Origin of the sequence: Bradyrhizobium sp. 195 (assembly GCF_023101665.1) — a bacterium.
Classification (GTDB): Bacteria; Pseudomonadota; Alphaproteobacteria; order Rhizobiales; family Xanthobacteraceae; genus Bradyrhizobium.
The window spans coordinates 1778517-1802865 of sequence record NZ_CP082161.1 but is presented as its reverse complement, the minus strand read 5'-3'; the positions used below and the strand labels follow the sequence as shown (position 1 = coordinate 1802865).

General features: G+C 59.7%; 14 protein-coding genes and 4 pseudogenes. 8 read left to right on the top strand and 10 right to left on the bottom strand.

The window, feature by feature from the left end:
• The first annotated feature begins 5 nt into the window (after positions 1-5).
• Complete coding sequence (locus IVB26_RS43480) at positions 6-194, top strand: helix-turn-helix domain-containing transcriptional regulator (RefSeq protein WP_458309340.1); 189 nt, start codon at positions 6-8, stop codon at positions 192-194.
• A gap of 822 nt (positions 195-1016) precedes the next feature.
• Here IVB26_RS43480 and IVB26_RS08290 read toward each other — a convergent pair.
• From IVB26_RS08290 to IVB26_RS08250, 8 genes and pseudogenes are all read right to left on the bottom strand, one after another.
• The gene (locus IVB26_RS08290) at positions 1017-1223 is read right to left on the bottom strand and encodes a hypothetical protein (RefSeq protein ID WP_247971231.1); all 207 of its coding nucleotides are present in this window, start codon (positions 1221-1223) and stop codon (positions 1017-1019) included.
• A 2-nt stretch (positions 1224-1225) separates the two neighbouring features.
• Positions 1226-1543: a hypothetical protein gene (locus IVB26_RS08285; RefSeq protein ID WP_247971230.1), complete on the bottom strand. Its 318-nt coding sequence runs from the start codon at positions 1541-1543 to the stop codon at positions 1226-1228.
• Positions 1543-1906 (bottom strand): annotated as a pseudogene (locus tag IVB26_RS08280) (ATP dependent DNA ligase); the annotation flags it as partial. The pseudogene IVB26_RS08280 and the gene IVB26_RS08285, both read right to left, overlap by 1 nt.
• A 354-nt stretch (positions 1907-2260) precedes the next feature.
• The gene (locus IVB26_RS08275; RefSeq protein WP_247971229.1) at positions 2261-3397 is read right to left on the bottom strand and encodes an MFS transporter; all 1137 of its coding nucleotides are present in this window, start codon (positions 3395-3397) and stop codon (positions 2261-2263) included.
• Between the two features lie 761 nt (positions 3398-4158).
• Positions 4159-4325, bottom strand: a pseudogene (locus IVB26_RS08270) (IS701 family transposase); the annotation flags it as partial.
• Positions 4326-4716: 391 nt separating this feature from the next.
• Complete coding sequence (gene panC, locus IVB26_RS08260; RefSeq protein WP_247971228.1) at positions 4717-5568, bottom strand: pantoate--beta-alanine ligase; 852 nt, start codon at positions 5566-5568, stop codon at positions 4717-4719.
• Positions 5543-6454, bottom strand: a complete 912-nt coding sequence (gene panB, locus IVB26_RS08255; protein WP_247971227.1) for a 3-methyl-2-oxobutanoate hydroxymethyltransferase — start codon at positions 6452-6454, stop codon at positions 5543-5545. Before panB ends, panC begins: the two co-directional genes overlap by 26 nt.
• A gap of 1245 nt (positions 6455-7699) precedes the next feature.
• Positions 7700-7882, bottom strand: coding sequence for a DUF3551 domain-containing protein (locus IVB26_RS08250; RefSeq protein WP_346732870.1), 183 nt, complete (start codon positions 7880-7882; stop codon positions 7700-7702).
• Between the two features lie 983 nt (positions 7883-8865).
• Between IVB26_RS08250 and IVB26_RS08245 the strand changes: the two genes are divergently transcribed.
• The 7 genes and pseudogenes from IVB26_RS08245 to IVB26_RS08220 form a co-directional block, all read left to right on the top strand.
• Entirely contained in the window at positions 8866-9192 is a 327-nt protein-coding gene (locus IVB26_RS08245; RefSeq protein ID WP_247302589.1) for a Dabb family protein, read from the top strand.
• Between the two features lie 96 nt (positions 9193-9288).
• A complete protein-coding gene (gene pabB, locus IVB26_RS08240) occupies positions 9289-10683 on the top strand; it encodes an aminodeoxychorismate synthase component I (RefSeq protein WP_247971226.1) in 1395 nt (464 codons plus the stop codon).
• Positions 10680-11258: an anthranilate synthase component II gene (locus IVB26_RS08235; RefSeq protein WP_247439017.1), complete on the top strand. Its 579-nt coding sequence runs from the start codon at positions 10680-10682 to the stop codon at positions 11256-11258. Before pabB ends, IVB26_RS08235 begins: the two co-directional genes overlap by 4 nt.
• Before the next feature lie 825 nt (positions 11259-12083).
• A complete protein-coding gene (locus IVB26_RS08230) occupies positions 12084-12371 on the top strand; it encodes a hypothetical protein (RefSeq protein ID WP_247971225.1) in 288 nt (95 codons plus the stop codon).
• A gap of 60 nt (positions 12372-12431) precedes the next feature.
• Positions 12432-12566 carry a hypothetical protein gene (locus IVB26_RS42990; protein ID WP_256468919.1) on the top strand — a complete coding sequence of 45 codons (135 nt, stop codon included), beginning with the start codon at positions 12432-12434 and terminating at the stop codon, positions 12564-12566.
• 443 nt (positions 12567-13009) lie between these two features.
• Complete coding sequence (locus IVB26_RS08225; RefSeq protein ID WP_247971224.1) at positions 13010-13231, top strand: hypothetical protein; 222 nt, start codon at positions 13010-13012, stop codon at positions 13229-13231.
• Between the two features lie 757 nt (positions 13232-13988).
• A pseudogene (locus tag IVB26_RS08220) lies at positions 13989-14597 on the top strand (DDE-type integrase/transposase/recombinase); the annotation flags it as partial.
• Positions 14598-14739: 142 nt separating this feature from the next.
• Here the strand turns inward: IVB26_RS08220 and IVB26_RS43475 are convergent.
• Positions 14740-15020: pseudogene (locus tag IVB26_RS43475) on the bottom strand (DDE-type integrase/transposase/recombinase); the annotation flags it as partial.
• A 130-nt stretch (positions 15021-15150) separates the two neighbouring features.
• The gene (locus IVB26_RS08215; protein WP_458309339.1) at positions 15151-24165 is read right to left on the bottom strand and encodes a shikimate kinase; all 9015 of its coding nucleotides are present in this window, start codon (positions 24163-24165) and stop codon (positions 15151-15153) included.
• Positions 24166-24349: the final 184 nt, after the last annotated feature.

Sequence of the window (24349 nt, the reverse complement as noted above, 5' to 3'; positions counted from 1 at the left end):
ACAATTTGCAAAGCGATCGGGCAGGCGCTCAGACATTTCAACATTTCAGAACTCTCAAAAAAACTGGACTGCAGCGTACAAACATCTATCGCGCGTTCGGCGACCAACAGCTTCCGAATTTTTCAACAGTTCTCAGTGTGCTCACCGCCATGGGCTTGCAGATCAAACTAGTTCCACGCACTGGCGGCAAGTGAGCGTCGAGGACATGATCAGGGCTCTCCAAAAGAAGCTCAATCTCGCTGACGCGAGCCCGTTTCGGGAGAGCCGGTTCACGCTAGCGGGCCTGTGTGCTAGCAACTTGGCGTGCCGCGCGGATCGTGCGGAACGTCGCGGCACCAGCCGCAGGAGCTGTCATAAGGTAGCACCTGCGGCCTACATAACATATCCGCGGGGGCTCGGACGCCGCCGCACCTGATGGAAGCCCGTTGTTCTCGTTTTGCGGAATGTTCTCATGCTGCCTCGGGTACTGGCCTGTTTCCGAGCGCGGTGGCCTAGTTTGAAAATCACAGTGGCCTGATTTGAGGAACCGGCCCGGAACTTTCGCGTTTGAATTGCCGGGTTACGTCATGGAGGAAGGCCATGGGAGCGCGCCGCCGATTTAGCCAGTCTTCGCCCTTGGAAGAACGACTTGCCGAAGAAGCGAAGAGCCTACGCGAGCAAGCCAAGAAGCTCCCGCATGGACCGCAGCGGGAAGCCTTACTGCGTAGAGCCCGACAAAACGAGGTTGGCGCTCACATGACCGAATGGCTTATGTCGCCCGGCTTGCAGCCGCCGGAGTAAAGCGTAAGATTCAGGTGATTTAGAAACCAAATGGGGGGCAGCGTGACGGCGCCAGATCTCGTTTTCATAATCACCATCGTTGGATTGGGCGCTCTATCCACGGTCCTCGCGTATATGCTGGTGCTGAGCCTCTAAGGCGCCCGAAAATCTCCGAATGGACAGAGAGTAAGGCCGCCTCAGTTGGCGGGCCTCTTCTGCGGGTGCAGGTTCACGCTGGCGGGCCTATCCCGTCGCACTCAAAGGCGACGCCTTGGTCTTGGATGCACGCGTGCGTCAACCAGGACCTCCGTGATGGCGCCGCGGAGGCTGTCGCGATCAAGGATCTGGATTAGCCGGTCGATGGTGGTCGCCGCGTCGCGCTCGCGCGTGAGATAGTCGGCCAGCGCCTTCATGGTGTCGTCGTAGCTCTGCTCGATCTGCTCGGCGGGGGTGAGGCGAGCCATCTTCACGATCCTCCCGCGCTGGACTTCTTCTCCTCCTGGCGCTTCCATTTTTGGAGATAGCCCTGACGGCGCTGCGGCTGATAGATCAGATCAAGACCAAGCTCCTTGCATTTCTCGGTGATGTCTTCCCAGTCGCGGCAAAGGTATGTGCTCAACTCTTCGAGGTTTGCACCCGTCTTCCACGCGGCCTGCAAGTCTTCGACCGCCATCTCGGACCATGGTTCGCCGGTGTGGACGTCAGGGACGTGCTCATGGCTGACCCATGTCGGCCCTAATCGTTGTGCCATCATCTCGCGCGCGCCTCGCTTGTAGGCCATCACTAATCCTCCCGAAGGCCCTTGAAGAAGGGGTGCCGGACTTTGCCCTCTGCGGACTTCCTCGGCCAGCAGCTCGGGCTCCACCCAGATGCGGCGATGTACGACCCTCTTGGTGTAGGGTTGCGTCTTCCTGATCAGCGGCTTCAGCCGCTTCCGCAGCTCGGTCTCCGACGTCGTGTCGAAGCCGTGGTCGACCTTGCCGGCGTAGATGAAGCCGTCGCCCTTGTGCCGACCGACAAAGATGCCGTCCCACTTGCTGCCGTCCAGGGCGAAGCCAGCAATGGCCAGCGTCTCGCGATGAGCGGAGGTGGTCTTGACCCAGTAGTCGCCGCGACCACCGGAGTACGGGGAGTTGGCGATCTTGGCGAACATCCGCTTTGCGCAATCGGGTTGAAAACTCGAGCTTGCGAACAGCCGAAAGCGCGGATTCACTCAGGTATAGAAGCCTGGGATGAAACAATGATTGGGCGAACAGCAAGCGCATCAAGCGACCCATCGTAGGCATGAAGGCAGATCTCTGGAAGAGCGCGGACCACCAATCGCCGGGCCTGAAGCACTTCCGGAGAAGCGCACCGCTTTGGGGCCAGCAAAAAGTAGCCGATCATCGGCGCCAGGCAGATATCAGCTAGCCAACTCATTGCCGTCTGCTCGATCAGAGACAAGCCACGATCGAAGCTTCTCTCGCGCGCGAGGTGCCGCTCTGTCACGTTTCAAACGCATTCACCGTGTGTTCGCCGTCACGATGGGCGCCAAGAGCACGACGAGGCACATGAGCCCGGCTAGGACCCCAAATGCGGCCGGCAGTCCCACGTACTTGGCCAGTAACCCGATACCAGCCGGTCCAATGAGAATTCCGGCATAACCAACCGTCATGATCGCGGCAATCGCCGGACCAACGGGCATCGCCTCCTGCGTACCGGCGCGCCGGAACAGAATTGGGGCGACATTCGATAGGCCAAGACCAATGAGCAGCAAGCCGCCCATGGCGATGACGGCTACCGGTGCGGCCAGCAGAGCTCCGAAACCTGCCAAGGCCAGTAGACTTCCGAACATAAGTGTCGCGCGGTCCCCCGCGCGTTCGACGACGGCGTCGCCAGCAAGGCGTCCCACCGTCATGGCTATGGAGAACAGTACATACGCTAAGCCGCCCTGCGTCTTTGGAGCAAGACCAGCGCCGACGACCAACAAGGCAGCCCAATCGAGCATCGCGCCTTCGATAAGGAAGGCGATCGCCGCAATCGCGGCTAGAAGGAGCACGATGGAACGCGGCAGAATGAACGACGGTCCCTGGTCCGCCTGCGCCGTTGGCACCAATCGCGGCCACGCCAGCATGATCGCGATCACTATCAATCCCGAGCAGACCACAGTCGAAACAAATGCGTCAATCTGCAGCGAGAGAAAAGCGGTCATGGCTGCAGACCCCACAAGTCCCCCGATGCTGAATTGAGCGTGGAAGCTGGACATCAGCGGGCACTCCGCCGTGCGCTCCACCTCGATCGCATGAATGTTCGCGGCCACACTAATCGAGCCTATCGAGGCGCCTAAGGCGAATAGCGCGACGCCGAGCGCCAACATGCTAGCTGTCGTGAGGCACGGCAGGATGATCGCGAGACTAAGCCCACCCACAAGAATGATCAGCCTGACGCCGTAGCGGGCGCTCAAAACACTTGTCAGAAGCATCGCGATGATGGATCCAGCACCCAGGCAGAGCAGTAGTAGGCCAAGCACGCCGTCATCGGCCGCCAGCCGGTCTTTCGCAAATGGTACGAGCGGGGCCCAGGCCCCGAAGCCAAACCCGGGAACGAAGAATGCAAGACGCGTTGCTAACCGAGAGGATGGTTGACCAGCAGACGCCATGACAGGGACCTTATTGATAGACGACCCGCGGGCGCTGTACCAGCGACGGACTCCCGAGCGACAGAGAGTGCGCAGGTTCGGCGGTCGAGAGGACATCGTTTGTTGGCGCAATCCGCCATGCCGGACGGTTCAGCGCGTGATATCGGATCGCGTCGATCGTCACTCTTCTAGTTCGATCCGCGACGACATCTTTGATTGCAAATACGATGCCACCGCGAAAACGCACGTGACGTCTCGATCCGAACTCGATACGATCGGCAACTGTGCCGGCTAGGCATGGAGCGTTGGGGCTCTCAACAAGCTTGTTACTTGCTGATTGATGAGTGCGGTCGCGCACTGAAGGAGCACGAAGCACCCGAGTGCGCCTCGAGACCGCGCATTACGATTCCGTGGCGCCCTTCAGCGCGCCAACGCGGCCTCGCCTTCCGCAGTCATATCCGCGACAAATCAATATGGCTCAGTCGCAAAGCTGACAACGAGATGAAATTCCATCTTGCCGATCGCAATCGGTCTCAATGCGAGGCGATGGGCTTGCAACCCGGTTACTCTGGGCTTGCGTAGCCTGCCAAAGCTTGTGGCAACCGACATCGCGGTGTAGACGCCGACATAAACACTTTGATCATGGAAGCCACGCAGAGGCTTATGTGCCTGCTAGACTCATGGTCTTGGTCAGCGCCCCCGCCACGGCTCGCGATTGACGACTTCTTCATCGAATTGGCTGTGCACATGGACCGGCATTGATGCTTCTCCTTGTGAGGGATGCGCGGCTCGTTGCCCCAACGTCCATCGAGAAACTGCCCCGCCGAGATCGCGATCCGCTCCTGCGTAAACAGCGGACGAATCCGTTGCTTGGCCTGCCGCAACAAAGAAGCCCACAGCGTCGCGTATCTTCGACCGACGCTCCACCAATCATCAAATCCCGAATCATGGTCGCCCATAGATTCAGAACCACCCGAAAATTGCAACTGTAGTGCTAGACACGGTCGCCAAATGCATCGAACTCCGTCCGGATCGCTTGTCGGACTTCGGTTACGCGCATATTCCCTCCTTCAAGAAGCATCAGTGCAAGATCGGCGAATACGCCCTGCCCCAGAAGTCGTGCGTCATCTTCAGTCGGAATTGCGGAAACCCTTGTCGACGCGGGCTACGTGCGCATTAGTTTCGACCACTTCGCCCTACGACCACTTCGCCCTACCCGGCGACAATCTTGCCGCGGCGAAGCGCGAGGGGCGGCTGCGTCGGAACTTCCAGGGTTACACCGACGACGCCGGCGAAACGGATAAAAAGAACACAGTTTATCGATTTGGTTCTGAATTGCGCTACAGATTTGGCAACGCCAGCAGTACGTTATCGATCAGCCGGGTCGAACCGACGTAGGCTGCGGCACAGAGCGCCGCCGGAAGCCGCAGCGGACTCTCCGCACGCTTGAGCGTATCACCATCGACAAGTTCAAGGTATTGCAGCCGATCAACTGTCTCAAGATGCCGCTCGGCGATCGCAATCAGCTTATCCACCTCGCGCACTCCTGAGCGGAACTCATCCGCCGCGGCGAACAGCCCACGACTGATGGCAACGGCTCGCCGACGTTCTTCCTCGCTGAGATATCGATTGCGACTGCTCATCGCGAGCCCGTCCGGTTCCCGAACGGTTGGCACGGTGACGATCTCGATGGGAAGATTGAGATCAGTTGCCATGCGACGAACGACCGCGCATTGCTGAAAATCCTTTTGCCCGAAAAATACGACGTCCGGATGCACCATGTTGAACAGCTTGCATACGACGGTTGCGACGCCGCGAAAATGCCCACGCCTGAAAGCCCCGCATAGTGGCTTCGCCAATTCGCCCGGTTCGACGAAGGTCTCGAATTGAGCCGGATAGACTTCCTGTGCACCCGGCGCGAAGACAATCGCAACACCGGCATCGCGGCACAATTTTTCGTCGCGTAGGAAATCGCGAGGATAGCTGCTGAGATCCTCGTTTGGTCCGAACTGAGTCGGATTGACGAAGATGCTAACGACGGTGACGTCGCATTGCGCTCGGCTCGCCTTGATCAGGGCCAGATGGCCATCGTGCAAATAGCCCATTGTCGGCACGAGCCCGACGCGTTTGCCCGCGCTGCAAGCCTTCGCGAGCTCACGACGAAGCTCAGCGACCGTCGCAATCGTCCGCATCGTTGCACCTTACATCAGTTGGGTTGGGAGGAGCCCAGTTTGCGATAATGTTACTCAGGCTTTCAGGAAGCCGATAGGACTCTTGCGGCGCCGGGAACGCTCCACTGCGGACATCGGTAGCCCAGCGCGACAGCGCCTCCTGCAACAGCTGAAAACCATCAGCATAGGCGCGAACGAATTTGGGCCGATGACCTTCGGTCAGCCCCAGCACGTCATGGAATACGAGCACTTGGCCCGAGCACCCGGGACCCGCGCCGATTCCAATAGTTGGTATCGACAGCGATTCGGTCGCTCGCTGGGCTAGCTCGGCCGGAATGCCTTCAAGCACCAACGCGAAGCATCCGGCCTCCTGCAGACGGTGAGCGTCATCAAGCAGCCGCAAAGCGTCATCGGCTTTCCGGCCCTGCACCTTGAATCCGCCCATGATATTGACGCTCTGCGGGGTGAGGCCGAGATGGCCCATGACGGGAATTTCGCAATCGACCAGGGCACGCACCATCTCCACGCGCTTGGCTCCGCCCTCGAGTTTCACTGCATCTGCGCCTCGCTGCAGGAACCCTCCGGCGTTGCGTATCGTCTCCTCCGGACTAAGGTGAAAGCTAAGAAACGGCATATCGGCCACGAGTAGGGCACGGGGCCTTGTGCGCGCAACAGCTTCGAGATGATGATTCATCATCGCCATGCTGACTGGCAACGTGTTGTCGAATCCGAGGCAGACATTGCCAACACTGTCGCCGACAAGAATGATGTCGATGATGGGGTCAGCGATGCCTGCCGTAACCGCATCGTAGGCGGTGGTCATGGCGACACGCCGCCGCTCCTGCTTCCACCGCTGCAGGATTGGAATCGTGATCCGCTCAACTGACACTTCCGAAGCGTGGCTCATTTTCGATCCGTTCCGTCAGATGGCCTCAGGTCGATTTCGCAGCTCGAAGCGATACTGATTTGATCTCACCTGGTCGCCTACGATTTTGAAGCCACGGCCCTCCGAGGTTCCCGCGTCACCGAATAAGCTAGGCGAACGGTAATCCGATTCTTGCGACCGAAGCCGTTGAGTTTTGCGCGCATCCCCGGGGGACCACCCTTTTTCTATGGCGGACGAGTGAAAACTGTCAACCACGAAAGGGAAACATACGTCTCCAAAGTAGCAGGCACGTGCATAAAAAATCCAATGGTCGCGCGACCATCAAGCAAGAACTCCCCAGATTCAAATTGTCATTTGGAAGCGCCTTGCGTCACGCTGGGCCTCAGGGCGCGCCAATGCGATCATTCTGACGCAATCGCGTGCGGCGTTGTCTTAACCGCATCTCTTGCATGTCGGACTGGCTGGCTCTGCCCCGGCGGCAATACTCGACCCGAGCGAGTTCGTTTCCGAGCCTCATCAAGTTCAACTGCAGCCAGAGGATTTGTTGCCGCTCACACCTGCTCCGCTGAATCAACGCTGCGGCATACTTCCCCATACGGAGCAGATAGAAATTGCGTACCATGCCCTGCTCCAATCCCTTCTCCAGGATACTTGGCATTTTCCAGCTCCCGAAACAGGCCTCGCGCTCACCCTCTGTTGTAGCGGCATATCGCGATCGATTGGTTCGATGAACCCCTGCCTGTCGGCCGAAAATTGCGTTTGGGCGTAATTCCGCGATGAAATCCTTCAAACGAGCTCGGAGTGACCGCCCCCGCCTTCGTCAAATGCAAGCATGGGAGTGCTTTCCAGCGCAGCAGACCGTGAAAGCTATGCAGACGCGCGTCTGCCGCCGCTAATTCGATGGCGTGTGGATAACCCGAGCGTACAGACTTGTCAGGTGAGCCGCTTAGAGGCGTCGCTGACCTGAGGCGCCGGTGCGCTTGCCGTCGCTTGCTGCTCAATTCGCAGCAGCCATGGCAGCCCAAGCGTCAGGCCATCGAAGAGTCGACGGTTTGACACGGCCAGCCAAGTCATGCGATGCAAAAAGGGCTAAGCGGGGTTAAGGCGCAGTAGTGCGGTCGCAACCTAACGGCGGCCGCCATTGCGGGGTCAGCAGCTTCTGCTGCACACGTTCAAAGACCACTACTATTCGTCGAAGACACGATTTTTCGTAACAACAACCCGCATTCCCCTTGTGCGTCTTTTCGTGGCGTCTTGTACTGGTTGTCAGCGCGATCGTTCTACCCGCCGCGCTAATGCGTAGGTCAGGTCGATACCGCAATAGGCGTCCGTGCCCGATGCAGTGGCCATGCACTGACAAATTGACGAGAACTGGCAGTTGCCAGGATACCCCAGATACGGTCTTTGCAGACAATGAGCGTCCTGCCAAGCGGGTCGTAGGACGTACACTCGAAGGCGAGACAAAGCCAACTAGCATGGGAAGTGCTAGCAGCGACAAACAGCAGATTGCGCATGACTTGCCTCCGCTAGGCTTTGCTTAAGGATAGACCATCGAATTACATCTATTGATGTTTTGATCAAGCAAATGGCAGCCGCGCTTCCCTTGGGCGATCGCATCCACCGATGTACTAGCGCGTTGGGCTCTCACGCGCACGCAAGCAACGCGGTTCAAGTGAAGGCAGTCTAAGAGTGCTCGATCAGAACCGCGGCACCTGGGGCGGCCATTTTGCCAAAACTTCGGCGAAGGCGGAGCAGCATTTCAGCGACTTTCCGGAAGGGAGCGCAGCCTTCCGGTGCGATGCAGCTGCGCGCTGAAAGCGCCTCCAGGCAAGCATGTGCACCAGGTACTACCTTTCTTCGTTGCTTCGCGACGAGCAGCGCCGAAACGATAAGCTCCTCCCAGGCGCCATGTATGGCTGAGACTATCGCCACGTTCCGATGAAAGAGTTTCACGACGATCTCTCTGCGGTGATCAGCCGAAGAGCGGATTCAACCTTGAAGTCACGTGTCGATGTCAAGGCTTCGGGGGCTGGCGGCGGCCTTCCCCCTTCTGTTTTATGACCCAGCCTGTATTCAACGAAAGAGCGCATTTTGCTGCAGTTCTTATGCGGCGATCCTGCAAGTGAGACCGTTTCATGCACGAGATCCGCGCGAAGCTAATGACCGTCGACGGAAGCATCTACTGAAAGTTGTCCTAGCGACTGATGATCAGGCGGTTTCTTACTTCGATGCAGAAATTCGTCTCAGAGATTGTCTACCTTGCGTAATAGCGGAGGAAGAATCGAGCTAAACACCCGCCAGCGCGATCGTGCAGGGAGCCTGCCGTGCAGTGGCATCTGAGCGGCTGCCCGAGCCTTGCAGACTTTGCGATGAGGCTTCTGTCGCTTTGGGCGAAGTCAAACCGCAATGTTCGCGATTACCGACGGTCATCTATGATTCGACACATCGTATTCTTCACCGCAAAAGATAAGGCGCATGTCGACAAAATAGTCGACGGCCTTTCCGTTCTCGCCAAAATCCCGCACGCACGCCGGCTTGAGGTCGCTCGTAACCGCAAGAGTGACCGGCTTGGCAACGAAATTGACGTGATCGTCTACGGTGAATTCGACGACGAAGTCGAACTCGAAGCCTATAAAGCGCACGAGCTTTATCAGGAGTCGATCCGGCAGGTCAGACCGCTCCGAGAGCTACGTCTCGCGGCCGATTACAGCATGTCAACAGATGCGGAGCCATTTGGCAGGCCCTACCCGCGGGCGTAATTAACTGGCAGGCACGTAGGGGTTTTTGGGTGCCCGTGAGGCTCGCCTTCGCCGGGCGGGATTACAATCAGCCATGTATCGCTGAGCGACAGACTAATGCATGTATTGGAACTGCAGTGGATTGAGCCCGTCACAGCCATGCGACGCCTCTCGCATCGGAGGCACCTCACGTTCCTGGATAGCGCATCGAGACACGCGGTGCTCGGGCAGTACTCGTATGTGACGTGCGATCCCTTCAGCACTTATATAATCGCGGACGGGAGAGGTATTTGCAACGGAGAGTCCATTGTGGGCGATCCGTGGGCGGCACTTCGCGCTCTGCTAGCCAACTATCCGCAAATGCATCGCGCCGATCTCCCGGCATTCCAGGGCGGCGCCGCCGGCTTTTTTGGGTACGAGCTGAACAGGACGCTGGAGCGATTGCCGGTGCCGACCATCGGGGGGCATCGCTTGCCTCAGGCCCTCCTACATCTTTACGACGTCGTGATAAGCTTCGATCACCGCCATGACAGATGCTGGGTCCTTTCTACCGGGTGGCCGGAGCAGGATCCGGTTCGCCGGCGTGAGAGAGCTCGCCAAAGAGCCGAAGAATTTGTTGGGCTGGTTACAGTCTCAGCCCCCCCTCCTGATTTTACACCAGGCCAGGCCGGCTCATGGCATTCAAACTTCAGTCGCCAGGGATACATCGCGGCGGCACAACGCGTGATTGATCTTATTCTGTCGGGTGACGCCTTCCAAGTCAACATTGCGCAGCGCTTCAGCGCTCGCCTGGCGAATTCGTTCGATCCGATAGCCTTCTATTGTCAGCTGCGGAAAATGAATCCGGCTCCCTTTGCCGCCCTTCTTCGGTATGGCAAGCTCACCATTGCATCGAGCTCGCCCGAGCGTTTCCTAAAGCTTGACGGGCGACACGTCGAAACGCGACCTATCAAGGGGACGGTGGCGCGTTCTGCTGATTGCGAGGAAGACCGGCGTCGCGCTGAGACGCTGGTAGATTCGGAGAAAGACCGCGCCGAGAACACCATGATCGTCGACCTCCTGCGCAATGATCTTTCGCGCGTTTGCACGCCTGAATCAGTCCACGTCCCGTCCTTATGCAATCTCGAGTCCTATGCCTCGGTGCACCATCTCGTGTCCGTCGTTACGGGTGAGCTAGCACACGGAGAGGATGCCGTGGGCCTACTTAGGGCCTGCTTTCCCGGCGGCTCAGTTACCGGAGCTCCCAAGGTACGCTCGATGGAAATTATCCTGGATATCGAGCGTGTGGCGCGAGAGGTGTATTGCGGGGCCATAGGCTACATAGGATTCAATGGACATATGGATGTAAATATTGCCATTCGCACCGTAACGATCGACGACGGCCAGGCCGTCTTCCATGCAGGCGCCGGGATAACGGCAATGTCCGATCCAGCCGCCGAATATGAGGAGAGCCTTGCAAAAGCAGAGCGCATTTTTCGCGCATTCATTGCTGAAGACTCCGGTGCATCTTGATTGTCATTATCGACAACTACGACTCTTTCGTCTTCAACATTGCGCGATATTTTCGCAAGCTTGGTGCAGCAACACGTGTCGTCCGGAACGACGCGATGGATGTGAGCGAACTTGCTGACCTCAGGCCCCGCGCGGTTGTCATCTCCCCCGGTCCGTGCACTCCAATTGAGGCTGGAATATCGACAGCCGTCGTTCGTGAACTTTCGGGTCAGGTGCCAATTCTCGGCATTTGTCTCGGACACCAGTGCATTGGGACCGTGTTCGGCGCACGCGTAACGCGCGCACGTCATCCTATGCACGGTCGGCCCTCGTATGTCACACATGAAGGCGGCGGGCTGTTCAAAGAACTACCGTCTCCACTTTGCGTGGGGCGCTACCATTCGCTTATCGTCGAATTGGATCCGTCATCTGCCCGTCACCTGACGGTGACAGCACTCTCGGATGATGGGGAACTCATGGCCCTCGCCCATCGCGATCAACCAACATATGGGGTGCAGTTCCATCCGGAGTCGATACTCACCCCACAAGGGGACGTACTGTTCGCAAACTTCCTACGGCTTGCAGAGCTTTCTTAAGGCGGCCGTAGAGGACTGGTGCAGCCATAGCGTGGCGCTTCCGGTCGATCGCTGGCCCGACGACATGCGGCTGTCGGACATCGAGCCGCGGTTCGTTTGAGGCGTCTGTGGCCGGCTCGGCGCCGAGGTTCGGAAATTTCCATTTGAATGTCGAAGGGTCCATCGGCGGCATGGGCCATCGGTAGCCTTAAAGACGGCCCTGGCCATGGGGCTTTTGGGGTCGCGGAGGCCGGGGCCGCTGGAGGCGCTTGAACCTTAGAAGGCCAAGCGAGCGCGAGCTTACTCACAGGTCAAACGGCTGTTCTGTTCGCTTCCGCACATTGGCGATACCGTTCCGATCAGGAACGGCACAGGGAGCGGCCGGCTCACCCTGGTTTTGCGCTGTGCGAGCAAGTGGTCACGAGCAGCATGGTTCGGCTGCATTGCCAATCTTGTCCCAAAGTCGGCTCAAAGAGTGCGCGAGGAGTACCGATTGCCATAGTGGTCCCAGCCGCCACCAAAACAACGGCCGTCAGAGCGAGCATTCGAGAGGTTGTCCAATTAAATTGCATGGCGCTTCCCTCCAGTTGAGGCGCGCACGCTATCCCTGGTGATACCTGCCGCTTGTGAACTACATCACACGGCTTCCTCAATGCTCATCACAACCGCGTGCAGGAGCCCGCCAGCGAGGACAGTTGGGCCTTTTGTGCTCCCGAAGCCAGTTCGCGCTAGTCAAGATTGAGCCTCTTTTGGAAAGCCCTGACCATAACCTCGACGTGCCCAGCGGCGAACAGTGCACGCGCAAGTTCTGGTCTTGCTGCATTCTCGGGCAGAATGACGGAGGTCATGGCTAATCCGGTCGCCCAAAGCATTCGCGTGCGCGGCGGAGTTGTCGATCGGGGCGCGGCCGTCACCTCGTTGATTCTTCAAGAGGGCGGTGTATGCGGCGTTCGGATTGGTTCAGAGGAGATTCGCTCGGCGCATGTCATACTTGCAGCTCATTGGGCGCCGGCGAAGAAGCTGCTCAATGACGCCTTTGGGCCGCAGAAGTGGAACGAGCGGATGCTAACACTGCCGACAACGCCGGCAGCAACGCTTCAGATGGATTTGGAGGCGCGCCCGTCGACCGCATGACGTTCGCGCCCGGTACCTCGATGACCACCTTCTCGGAGCAGTCCCGGACGACGTTCAGGCATGTCCCGGGGCGTCTCCATCATATTGTCTGAACCGGAAAAGCGCCTCGCCACACGGCCCGACCAAATTCTTGCAGAAATCTGCTCGGAAGCCCGTCCGGTCGGCATCGAGTTCGACGGCGCGATTGGCGGGTAGTCACACGGCCCGACGACTTCTACTCGCTCTCGCCCCGGACTGAGGCGCTGCCATCAGAGCAAAGGACACCGATTCCCAGAGAGCCCTTAGAGAGCCGTTGCAGGCGATTACATCAAACAAATACCTTGTCACGGCGGAGGGTGCAGTCTTCTCGGGCAAACGAGCTGCCGCCGTCGTACTTGGGGTTAGTGAGGAAATCCAGCACGCGGCGACGAGCACTGAGTCAAGGCTCTTGCCGCTTCGAGACGTGGTTGCTCAGCTAGCGACTGGGGATCGAATTCGGGGCTTCGTCCAAGTTCGGAGAGGAGCTGCCGCGGGATCAGACAATCCGCGCCGTGCGGCCGCTGTCCATCCGCTCTCAAGCAGGCCGCAGCTCCGTCGGCCGCGCGACGCGCTCGCTCATCTGCGGTGGAGGGAATGCTCGTCATCGATCGAGGCATGCTTTGCAGCATGCAGGCCGTGCCGATCTCGACGAGGCCGAAGAACAAGTGGGGAAACCTGCCTTGCGCGGTCTCGGTAATCGGCGCACGCTGTACGAGGCAAGTTGGATCTCTGTTGGCGTGTGGCGCGAATGCGAAGCGGCGGAACACCTTGACGCCGGCGTGCCGCGCCGGCGGAAGCAGACCGGCACATCGGATGGTGGTCGCGCGGACAACCGCGGCTAGTGGATAATTTCATCACCACCTATACGAACTATTCGTGAAACCCGCTGCTTCTATCCTCGGGCCGGCACAGGGGTGAATTCGATCATCTGGTTTTTATCCGCCTTGTGCAGACTTCAGGGTCGCCGATAGGCGGCCCTTTCTTCGTTCCCTATCGCGGCGTCCTAACGAGGTATGCCAAAGGAAAATTGCCTGATCGTTCTTGCTGCCGGAAGACAATTGGATTTGTACGGGGCGAAGCCTCTCGCGTCGCAAAAGAAACCAGTGCTGATTCGTGGAGCGATCGCCTCGAGATAGGCACGCGGTTTTGTTTGTTGAGGATAAGGCCAAAGCGGCGTTCGCGCTAACCTGCGACAGCTTCGGCGTTGCCTGCCGAGACGGCTAGCTCAAACAGACCCAAGCACCGAAACGCGCAGCGTGAATCGGCGAGCCTTGAGGAGCAACGGGTCTCACTGAGCTGGGGCTTTTTTGTCATCGAAGTCGGCGGCTTCGGCGTTCCGCTTTTCGGGGAGCCATCGCGCCGTATTTCTTCCGCTTGGCTTGCCACCCATTTTATTGGCGCAGGCCGGGACCCGCCACAAATCCCGCGGCGATTACGCCCGACGATTGCGAAGTGGGGCAATAGCTCTTAGGACTGACATTTGCTGCTCCTACTATGTTTATCCAAAACCGCCACGTAAATATAAGCGTGGCTTGGAGAGCCTATTCCAAACCGACTTCTGCAAACCAACTTCGGATTGCGAGCGATTTCCTCTAGCCAGAGGCCCGCCCGCATCTGCAGGCCGTCATGGGCCTATCGGAGCGTCGGGCCTGTTCCTTCGTCTGCGCCGATCGCAAAGCAGTCTCGCCGACCGCCAGAGACGGAGTTGCACGTCAGGTTGCGTGACCTCGCCAACGAGCGCCGACGCTTCGGCTATCGGCGGCCGGTTCATCCTGCTCAGGCGCGAGGGCGAGGCATCCGGGTCAACCGTATCTACCGTCTCTATCGCGAGGAAGGTCTGACGGTTCGCAAGCGTCGGGCGCGACGACGAGCCGTCGGCACGCGGGCGCCGATCCTGTCGAGGCAAGGCCGAATGCGCGCTGGTTGGATTTCGTGCATGACCAGTTTGCCGGCGGCTGGCGCTTCCGTATGCTCAACATCGTCGACGACGTGACGCGCGAATGCCGCGATCCCGGACACCTCGATCTCCGGCCATCGGGTTGCTCGCGAGCTGACGGAACTGATCGCCCAGCGCGGCAAGCCAGGCATCATCGTCTCCGACCACGCACCGAATTCACCTCGAACGCCATCCTTGCATGGTCGAAGGATCACGGGATCGAATGGCACTACATCCCGCCAGGCAAGCCGATGCAGACGGATGTTGTAGAATAGCCCTATCGGCTCAGAATGCCGCCTTTTCCACAACCTTCGTCTTGCCGGGCCGAGTCCGCCATGGGGAAGTCGCTGCTGTGTATGCAGCTCCCGCCTTCTCGGCTTGCGCGCAGTGGCGACGGCCGCGATATGCTTCGATTCGCGAGGCTGGGAAGTGCGACACGAACCGTTGCAAACCGGTGGATCGGAAGCCCTGCACGGTTCGTTCCCGTTTTCGCAGCGGCACATGCGAATGCTCAACGCGATCGTCAGCCCCTTGTGCCAGCGATGCTCGACTGCGGCATCTGGGTCTTTGCCGCGCCCGCAATTTGTCGGTGGTCATGCGCCTGGGCCCGCAGCCCCGCTTCTTCAGCAACCGGGTCGGCAGGCGCTTGGCAGCCTTGGCCTTGCGGGCAGCTGGACGATCTCGTCGAGCACATAGGATGCGCTCGAGGTACCCGAGCGCGAGGTTGGTTGGCATAACCTGCTGCGGATAAGCCGGAGCTCGCTCAAACCACCACCTATCAGGGCAGCGAATTTGACCTTTTCCGCTTTGGGAATCTCAAGTGAGTCAGCCAACAAGCTCGTTGGTATTGGAGGCTGGCTGAGTGGCGGCCGCCTCGCGGCGAAGATAGGCGTGCAGCGCCTTCACGCAGGGATCCGCATTCTTTTTGTCTTGTTTGCGGGGCGGCACGAACGTGATATCGGCTTGTGCATAAAGCAGCGTGCGCTCGCGCATCAGTCGGCTGATTGTCTGATCCCGGTCGGGGCCTTGCAGCAGCGGGCGGTTGATACCTTTCCTAAGGCGATGTTGGATCACGTCGAAGTCGGCGTTGAGCCAGATCGAGACGGCTTTCTCCCCGACGAGACGCCGGGTCGGCTCATGCATGATCGAGCCGCCACCAGTCGCGATCACCGCGGGCCCTTCATTGAGCACACGCGCGATTACCCTCGCTTCGAGCTCCCTGAACCACTCCTCGCCATGAGTATCGAAAATCTGCGGAATCTCTTTACCGGCCTCTTTTTGGATCTTTTGGTCGGTATCGATGAAGGGCAGCCGCAGTCGCTCGGCGATGGCCGGGCCAATGGTGGATTTTCCGGCGCTCGGCATGCCGACAAGCACGATCGGCCGCACGCCGAGGGCCGCGATAATCTCGCTTGCCTCCGTTGACCTGGCGATCTCGGGCATTCTTGATTGTTCGAAAGCTCGCAATCCAAATGCCGCAGCGGCGCCGCCCTTACGATCTCCTTCGGCTCCCCAGTGGTGTATGCCCAGGGCGCCGTCGGGGATCGCAATCTGTGTGCAGACCTCTCTCGTCCGCTGCACCAGTTTCTCGGCCTTAGCTTGCTCCAAAGCATCCTCGCTTGATTGCCGCCGCAGCCTGCCGAGAATTTTATAGGTGTCGTGATTGGCAAGCTTGGCTTGATAGCTGCCTGGCGTGTGGAACTCCACTTCGAAGCGATAAGCTTCCGCCGTGGTGAGGACTGTCTTGATGCCGACGAAAGTCGGACTGCGCATTCTGAACCAGTTGGTTGTCTGGCGTTCGGTGTAGTCCCGCTCCTCAAAGGCCAGCATGGCTTTCTTGAAGGCACGTGTAAAATCCTTGTCAGGAATTTCTAAGACGTGGCGTACGGCGTTGCTGAAGAGCTGTGGGGCGCTGCCGGGCGGGATGCTCATGCCGGTGAGCTGATCTGTCATGGAGGCATGCGATTTCAAGCGGCGCTCCAGATGGGGCATCTTCACTTCGATGCCGGCTTCCGCAAGGATTCCGGCAATTTCGCGTGCCGCTGCGGTGATTTTCCTCTCTTCGGCTAAAGCTCGGTCAGCCTCATTTTGGGCGCGTTCTGAGGCCTCCTCGCGAGTCAGCGTGATCATGTCAGCATCGTCGGCGGCGGGCCGGAGGCCGGAGGGTTTGCGCAAAATGCCCTGCTCCGCAGCGAGTTTGATCGAGGTCTCCATGATTGAAGCCGCCAGAGTGGGGTTGTCCCTCAGATCCTCCAAGGTCGCATCGACATCAAACCTTCCGTGGGCGAGGGTCGCCGCCACGCCCTTGACGTAGGGCACGGACTTCAAGCCCGGCGTCTCGTAGAGGAGCCGCTGAAGGTGACTGCTCTTCTGGAAAAAGAGGTTGGCGCCAGTATCGGATTTATAGGCATCAGTGCCGACCTTGATGCCGAGGCTCAGCAAGTTGTTTGCGCTTTTTACGAGGTCGTCCGCATTGTAACCATCCGGGCGGGGATCGATGCGGGGAGGATAGTGGTCGAGTAAAAGCTGGATGCGGTCTCGTGGCTGAGTCGTTGCCGGATAGGTCTCCGCCAGATCCGGGAAAAGATTGCAGAGCCTTGCGCTGAGGCTCGGGTTTGCGGCGTTCGAGCTTTCGATTGTTTCGGGCAGGGGTTGCTCATTCGGCTTCACTGCCCATGCCGCTAGGTCGTCGACGAGCAACTCGGCCATTTCGCGAGCAACCAGATGTTTGGCGACCTCAATCTCGCTCCTCGCTCTCGCAAACGTGTTCTGGATATCCTGGCTACTCACCTCTTCCTGGCCCAACAGCTGACGGATCTCTCGCCTGAGCTCGTGGTGAACGCCCTCATAGGTGCCAAAGACAGCACGCTCGGCAAACCAGCGTTGTGCTTCATGGGATTGAGCCAGAAAGTTTCGCTGCAGGCAGCTATAGGTTTCCAGGACATCCTGCGTGGCGGCGAGGATCTGGCGGGCGCGACCGAACTGGTAATTGTCGCCCTCAAGCGCCGGGGTATGCGACTTTGGCGGCTTCAGCGACGGAAGTCCGAGAGCTTGCTCCTTGCGATCGAACTGGCGCACATGCTCATAAAGCTGCGGCCGGTCGCCGACGATGACGACGGTGTCCCCGTCGAAGTCCCCGTCAAGTTTTTTCTGTTCACCGATCGGGACGGCAACCAACGAGCCCGGAGCGAACACCTCGGTAGCCTGCAGGATGCCGACGCACTCGAGCGGCGTGTCCACCTTGGCGCGGTCCTTGCTCGAGGTCCAGCTCGAATGGCATTTGACGTCCTCGGCAGACATCACCAGCCCACGGTCGGCGTAGCCGGCCGGCCACATCTTATCCGGCACAACCATCAGAATGCCTTTGGCAAAAAAAGTCGGATCGTCGCCCGCCAGTTCCTTCCCCGACTTCTGGGCGACGTTGAAGCTGTATTGGATGGCTGTGCAGTTTTCGAGGAACACAGCGGTCGGGTCCCCCTTAACGGCCGACTTGACTCGCTCGGCGGCAAACGGGCGCAGATTGGGCTTGTCGTAGGGCGAGCGCCCGATCAGCACGCCGCTCGCCCCCATCAACGTCTCGCTCTTGAGCGTCGGCACATGGAGACAGTCATCGCTGGACGGTACGGCAACCGCGCCGGGACCGTCGATGTGTCCGGCCGTCACGGTGCGAAACAACTCTTCAGACGTCAACTCTCGCCCTTGTCTGCTCTCGAGCCAGGTTTTGGCCTTCTCCCGCGCCTCATCGGTCACCGGCTCGCTTCGGGGATAGTGTTGCAGCGCCGATGCGGGAACGGACATTCTTCTTCCCTCACCAAAGGCAGGCACCCGATCAGGACCTTCCTGTCGGCGGGCGCGATTTACAGCTGGCATACGGTTGGCCAGCGAGGCCTTGATGAAACCGCAACCATCATGCGGCCGCAAGGCGATCGGGCCTTCTGGCCCAGCCAGCTTGAAGGGATGCTCCTCGCCGGCAGGACGGTCCGGCAGCAGCGACAGTTTGAAGGCGCCCTCCAGCGCGTAGTCCCGAGGACCTAGGTCCTTGATTGCCGGCGGCGCGGCAAAACCCCTGCGCTGAGTGTAATAGTATGCCTCTTTGAAAGGGGCCCAGGCACGCGACAGCTGCTCGAACGCTGTGCCCGGCGCCGTTTCGGCATACGGAATCGCCAGCAGCTTTCCCCCGGAAGACTCTGCCCTCGCCCCACCTGGAAGGCGGGCGGCGATCTGCGACACGGGCTTTTTGGGCGGCTTTAACTTGCTTCCGCCGAACAGGTCCATGCGGTATGGCACACCCTCGACGGTGACCGTACGCGCCAGCATGAACGCGCTCGGCTTTCCTGGCAGCTGGACCGCGACGACGGGCAAAACCCCCGAGGTCAGGCGATGAAAAATCGAATAGCGTGTCTCGGGCTCCGTGGCCACTGGCCGGCCCTGCATGTCCACCACTGACAACTGCATAAGTCCCGCGTCGCCCTGCGGAGGTCTGGGCTCGTGGGCCATGGTTCGCAACACTTGATGGACGTCGAACACGGACGCTGGATGTTGGGCCTGGACCGTCGCCGCATTCTGCGCCAAGAACGTGTCCAGCGCATCGACCGGACTCTCCGCCGCGATCTCCGCCATCAGGTTCCAGCTCATGTTGGAAAGATCGCCTTCGACGAGGCCGCCCGTTTTGTCCAAAATCTCCTTAGTCTTGCGCTGCAGCTCTTCCTGCCTCACCCGCAAATCGGACTTCTTGCCTTCGACATAGGGCCGGCGGAACAATGCCGCCAAAACCGCACGGGCCTTGAGCGTTTGATAAATCGACAAGGCGGGGCCACGGCTCGAGTACGGCCCTCGGGCTCGCTCGGCATCGCTTGCTTTGAGATGCCCCTCGATCTTGTGCTCGACGATCGGTTGAATGTCGTTCAGCAAGTTTAAGGCCCGCCTCCGGTGCCAGCGCAGGTGCGGGCTGCGCGCCAGCGGCAGCAGAGCGATGCAGAGGGTACCCATGATTTCGAGGTCGTTCTCAGCGGCAAAACCAGGGGCACGATGCAGTTCCGTCAGCCGGTCTAACCCCGTGCGTGCGAGCAAACCGAGATCGTCAAACAATTGAGCCTTAGCCAGCGCTTTGAAAATCATGGCGATGTTCAGAACCTGGGCCTGCTCCAGGCGATCACTGGCATAGTGAAGGTAGTGGGCCAGATCGTGCAGCCGATTCTTCAGCAGAGCGGTCTCTATGATCTCTCCAGTGCCCTCTCCCCTCGTGACACCTCGCCCCAGAGCATTGGCTATCATGCTGAGCTGAGTTGTGGTGAACGCTCCGAATCGGAGGTCTCTCGAGCCGAGTTTGCCCGCTATGTCGATTATCGCCCCATGGCACACCGCCTCTTCCGGCCACTTGCTAAAGCCGTTCACCAGGATCGCCAGTTCCCGCGGAGTAAACTCAAAGAGCCGGTTGTCACGGCGAGAGACCTCGTTGGCAATCGCGGCTGTGGCTTGGCGAGTGTCCTCCTCTTGCAGCCACTTGCTGAAACCGTTCACCAGGTTCGCTAGACCCTGCGGAGTGAAATCAGACAGCCGGTCGGCGCGAAGGACCTCATCGGCGATTACAACGGTGGCGTGACGTGAGTTCTCCTCTTGTGGGCACTTGCTAAAGCCGTTCACCAGATTCGCTAGGTGCTGAGAGGTAAAATCGGAGAGCCGGTCGGCGCGGCGAAGCACCTCACCGGCGATCACAGCGATGGCGTGACGTGAGTTCTCCTCTTGTGGCCACTTGCTGAAACCGTTCACCAGGTTCGCCAGACCCTGCGGATCAAACCCAGAAAGCCGGTCGGCGCGGCGACGGACCTCATCGGCGATCGCCAGCATGACGTCGCCACAGCCCGTCTCGTCAGGCCACTTGCTGAAACCGTTCACCAGGTTCGCCAGACCCTGCGGATCAAACCCAGAAAGCCGGTCGGCGCGGCGACAGACCTCACCGGCGATCGCCAGCGTGGCGTCGCCACAGCCCGTCTCGTCAGGCCACTTGCTGAAACCGTTCACCAGGTTCGCCAGACCCTGCGGATCAAACCCAGACAGCCGGTCGGCGCGGCGACGGACCTCGTCGGCTATTTCAACTATAGCGCTGCGGCAGTCCGTCCTTTCCGGCCACCTGCTGAAGCCGTTCACCAAGCTCGACAAGTGCTGGGGAGTAAAACTGGAGAGCCGGTCCGCTCGGCCAGCGCGGCGACGAACCTCGTCGGCGATTGCAAGTATAGCGTCGTTGCACTTCGCCCCCTCGGGCCACCTGCTGAAGCCGTTCACGAGGTTCGACAAGTGCTGGGGAGTAAAATTGGAGAGCCGGTCGCCGCGGTGATGGACCTCGTCGGCGATTTGAACTATAGCGTCTCGGCAGTCCTGCGGCCACTTGCTGAAGCCGTTTACCAAGTTCGCCAACGCCTGTGGATCAAAATCAGAGAGCCCGACATCGCGGCGGCCCGCGCGGTAACGCACCTCGACGGCGATTTGAACTATAGCGCCTCGGCAGTCCTGCGGCCACTTGCTGAAGCCGTTCACCAGGTTCGCCAACGCCTGTGGATCAAAATCAGCGAGGCAGACATCGCGGCGACCCGCGCGGCGACGGACCTCGACGGCGATTGCCCTCATCGCACCGCGACACTCCGCCTCTTCCGGCCACTTGCTCAAACCGTTCACCACGGTAGCCAGGTTCTGCGGACCAAAGTCAGAGAGCCAGACATCGCGGCGGCCCGCGCGGTGACGGACCTCGCTGGCGATTGCCCTTATAGCACCGCGACACTCCGCCTCTTCCGGCCACTTGCTCAAACCGTTCACCACGATAGCCAGGCTCTGCGGACCAAAATCAGAGAGCCCGGGAGCGCGGCGGCGAATCTCAGCGGCAACTGCTATTGTGGCCTCACGAGAGTTCTCCTGTTCCGGCCACTTGCTGAAGCCGTTGATCAGCAGGGCGAGACTGTGAGCGTTGAGCTCCGAAAGCGCTCCGCGTTGCTCACGAAAAAACCTGGCGATTCGGATCATTCCATTGCGACATTCCGCCACCCGGGGATATCGACTGAACGACAATACGAATAGGGAAAGCGTTTTGCTTTCGACGTCGTTTAGCGCATTGCCGAGGCTCGACACCTGAGCTGCCATGGCCCTGCAAGCTTCCACGCCTGCCTGACCTCCAGCCTCCCGGCTCATCGTGTTGCATGAGGTGGCGTACCCCCATGTATTCCGGGCGCGGATATCTTGTTCCCATCTTGGGACAAATTCGCGTTTGAACTCGGAAGCGGCCTTTTGCAGGAATGTTGCGTGGTCCGCTCGACCCTGCAGCTTCCTGTCATACTCCACCACAGCACATGAGAATTTAGTGATGTCGCCAGCGAAAGAAATGTCATGTAAAGCGTTATTAAGTAGGTTTTCCGAGTATCCACGCTTGAAGCTCTGTTCGGCTACATGGACGAAACGCCGCCTTCCCGGTCCTGCACCCGGGTCGGACTCCGTTTGCCTATGGGGTGGCACCGTGTCTGGTTGCGAGCTTCTGGATGCTTGATTGCCGAGCCAGGGTTTGTCATCAGAACCTAAAGAGGTTTCTTCTCGACCTGGCGCTCCACCCTCCGGCACTGGGGGAAAACCGCACCGTCGCGCAGTGGCTTCAAGTGGCGCAGCGCCCAGGATCCGATGTGCGCCAACGGAGGGTCCGGAAGATCTGTCGCCAAGGGCATCATCGGCACCGCGCGCTATGCGAGCGAAGGACGTCCTTCTATCTTGAGGCCCAGAGTGCATCCGCTCCAGGACGGAATCGAACGATTGGCTGCCTTCCCCAGGGGCAAGACTTGATTCCGAGTTCGCCGCCTTCGCAAGTCCCTGCGCCTCGGACAACATCATCTTGAGCCGGACTGTTTTCTCGTGCACTTCGTGCACATGCGCAAGCGTGAGCAGGCCGCGTCGACGAGGCTCTTCCAGCGCCTCCAGACAGGCCTGCATCTCGGCGGCCTGCGTCTGCAGGCGCTCGACCACGATGCCCACTACGTGATCGGCGTCCTCGGGCTTCATCTGGCGCGCTTGCGAGACGGTCCTTTGCTGACCAGCCAGATCGAACTGCAAAAGTTCGTCCAACCGCTTGACCAGTGGCGCCAACGCCTCCGTCGACGCCGGGGCCTGCCAGACCGCCGAGTGTGCCGCCGCCGACGACGCACTTGCATGCGCCTCCTTGGCGCTCACAAGCTTCTTCGTACCTAGATCCGAGCGCACGAGAACCTTGTCCGCTGGCGCCGTGTCGCTGTCGCCCGCGGCGACTTGCGGCTCGGGCCGCCCGGCCGAACTCGCGGCGTCAGCAGCCGGCTTGCGGTTGCCTTTCTCCTCCCTGCGCGCTGCGGTGCCTTTGGCCACCGCTGCCTTGCCGGCAGTGTCGGCCGGTATCGCAGCGCCAGCGGCTGGCGTCTTCGGCTGCAGTGCCAGAGTGCCTTTCGCCACTGCAGCCTTGCCGGCAGTGTCGGCCGATATCGTAGCGCCAGCGTCGGCCGGCGGTGCAATGATGGCTGACGTTTTCAGCTGCAGTGCCAGGAAGTGCATGACCTCGTGCGCAGTGATCCGTGCGTCGTCCACGATCTGGCCCAACAGTTCCAATGGAAGGCTGGCACCTGTTCGGTTATCGCTTAGCTTGGCAAGGATGTCGTCGTGCAACGCCAACGCAAATTCCGAAAGCCGTTCCATGACTCCTTCCAGAACGGTGCAGTGCTCTGCGTCGAGTGCCGCTCCGTCCTTGTGCAGAACGGCTTCCTCCGTCGAGAGGAATGCCGGAAAAACATCCTCGACAAAGGTCCCGAGCAGACGCACCCCCCCGTTCTCACCCATGAGGGCGTCCCTCACGGCTGGTTCAAACGTGCTCGCCTGAGACTCAATCATAAGTCGCGCGAGCGCAATCCGCGATTGCAGACACTTGTACCCCGCATGAAGTACCAAGCCGGTATTCAGGCGTAGTGCGGCCTCTTCGGGCTTCCGCATCTCGGGCGTCATGCTTGGCAAGTTGGCGGTGGCCTCGCAGACGGACACCATCCGTTCCGAGCGCAACAGCTTCTTTCCCCACCACTCCATGCAAGCCACATGCTCCTTCGCCACACTGGAAGCCACTCGGCTCAGCTGGTCGGGGGTAGCGTTAGATTCGAAAATCCGCTGGAACAGGTCTGCCGAATTCTTTCTGCGCTCTTCCAAGGCGGCGATAGTCGATGAGGCCAGTGCGTTGCATTGGTGGGCCGCATCGAGCACGGCATAGCGGTATCCACGGGCCTCAGCGTCGGACAGAATGCTCCGCGCCACGGCCGGGCGCAGGCTCGCGTAGTAGTCCAGAACTGCTGAGCCTGCTTTGACGAACCGATCGGTCAGCTCTTGCGCCTCCTCCGGGTTCTGGGCGTGCATGGCCGCATTACGGCAAGCGTCAAGTTCCTCAAGCAGGCAATCCATGTGTCGCTTGGTTGCGTTGATTTCTTCCTCTGATGAGGAAATGGAGACTACCACACCCGAAGTTGGCGGCTGGCTGGCGACCGGCGTCGTGTCTCCACCCTCCGACACTGAGGGAAAGCCGCGCCGCCGCGCAGTGACTGCACGTGGCGCAGCGCCTTGGATTCGATCTGGGCCAACGGAGGGACCGGAAGACCTGTCGCCAAGGGCATCGTCGGCACCGCGCGCCATGCTAGCGGAGGGCGTCCCTCTATCTTGGGGCCCAGAGCGCATCCGCTCCACGACGGAATCGAACGATTGACTGCCTTCCCCAGGAGCTAGACTTGAGTGCGAGCGTGAACTGCTCGATCCGGCTCCAGCATCCCCAATGCGCGATCTGCCAGATCGGCCAATGCCCGTCATATTCCATCTCTGATAAAGGCGAGAATCGCTGCTTATGATGTTGCGGGCTGATGTCGCTCAGCCATGGTGTATCAAGGCTTTGGCCCATAAGTGCAATCGCCCAGATGGCGCATGGCATGAGGTCTGAGGAACCTGCGGCATGTTTTCGTCAACCGTCATGGTCAGCCGGGACCTAAGACGGCGT

What these genes read in the sequence shown, in the direction of transcription:
- IVB26_RS08290 (WP_247971231.1), bottom strand. Translation starts at nt 1,223, where the DNA reads ATGGCTCGCCTCACCCCCGCCGAGCAGATCGAGCAGAGCTACGACGAC.
- IVB26_RS08275 (WP_247971229.1), bottom strand. Translation starts at nt 3,397, where the DNA reads ATGGCGTCTGCTGGTCAACCATCCTCTCGGTTAGCAACGCGTCTTGCA.
- panC (WP_247971228.1), bottom strand. Translation starts at nt 5,568, where the DNA reads ATGCGGACGATTGCGACGGTCGCTGAGCTTCGTCGTGAGCTCGCGAAG.
- panB (WP_247971227.1), bottom strand. Translation starts at nt 6,454, where the DNA reads ATGAGCCACGCTTCGGAAGTGTCAGTTGAGCGGATCACGATTCCAATC.
- IVB26_RS08245 (WP_247302589.1), top strand. Translation starts at nt 8,866, where the DNA reads ATGATTCGACACATCGTATTCTTCACCGCAAAAGATAAGGCGCATGTC.
- pabB (WP_247971226.1), top strand. Translation starts at nt 9,289, where the DNA reads ATGCATGTATTGGAACTGCAGTGGATTGAGCCCGTCACAGCCATGCGA.
- IVB26_RS08230 (WP_247971225.1), top strand. Translation starts at nt 12,084, where the DNA reads ATGGCTAATCCGGTCGCCCAAAGCATTCGCGTGCGCGGCGGAGTTGTC.
- IVB26_RS42990 (WP_256468919.1), top strand. Translation starts at nt 12,432, where the DNA reads ATGTCCCGGGGCGTCTCCATCATATTGTCTGAACCGGAAAAGCGCCTC.
- IVB26_RS08215 (WP_458309339.1), bottom strand. Translation starts at nt 24,165, where the DNA reads ATGACGGGCATTGGCCGATCTGGCAGATCGCGCATTGGGGATGCTGGA.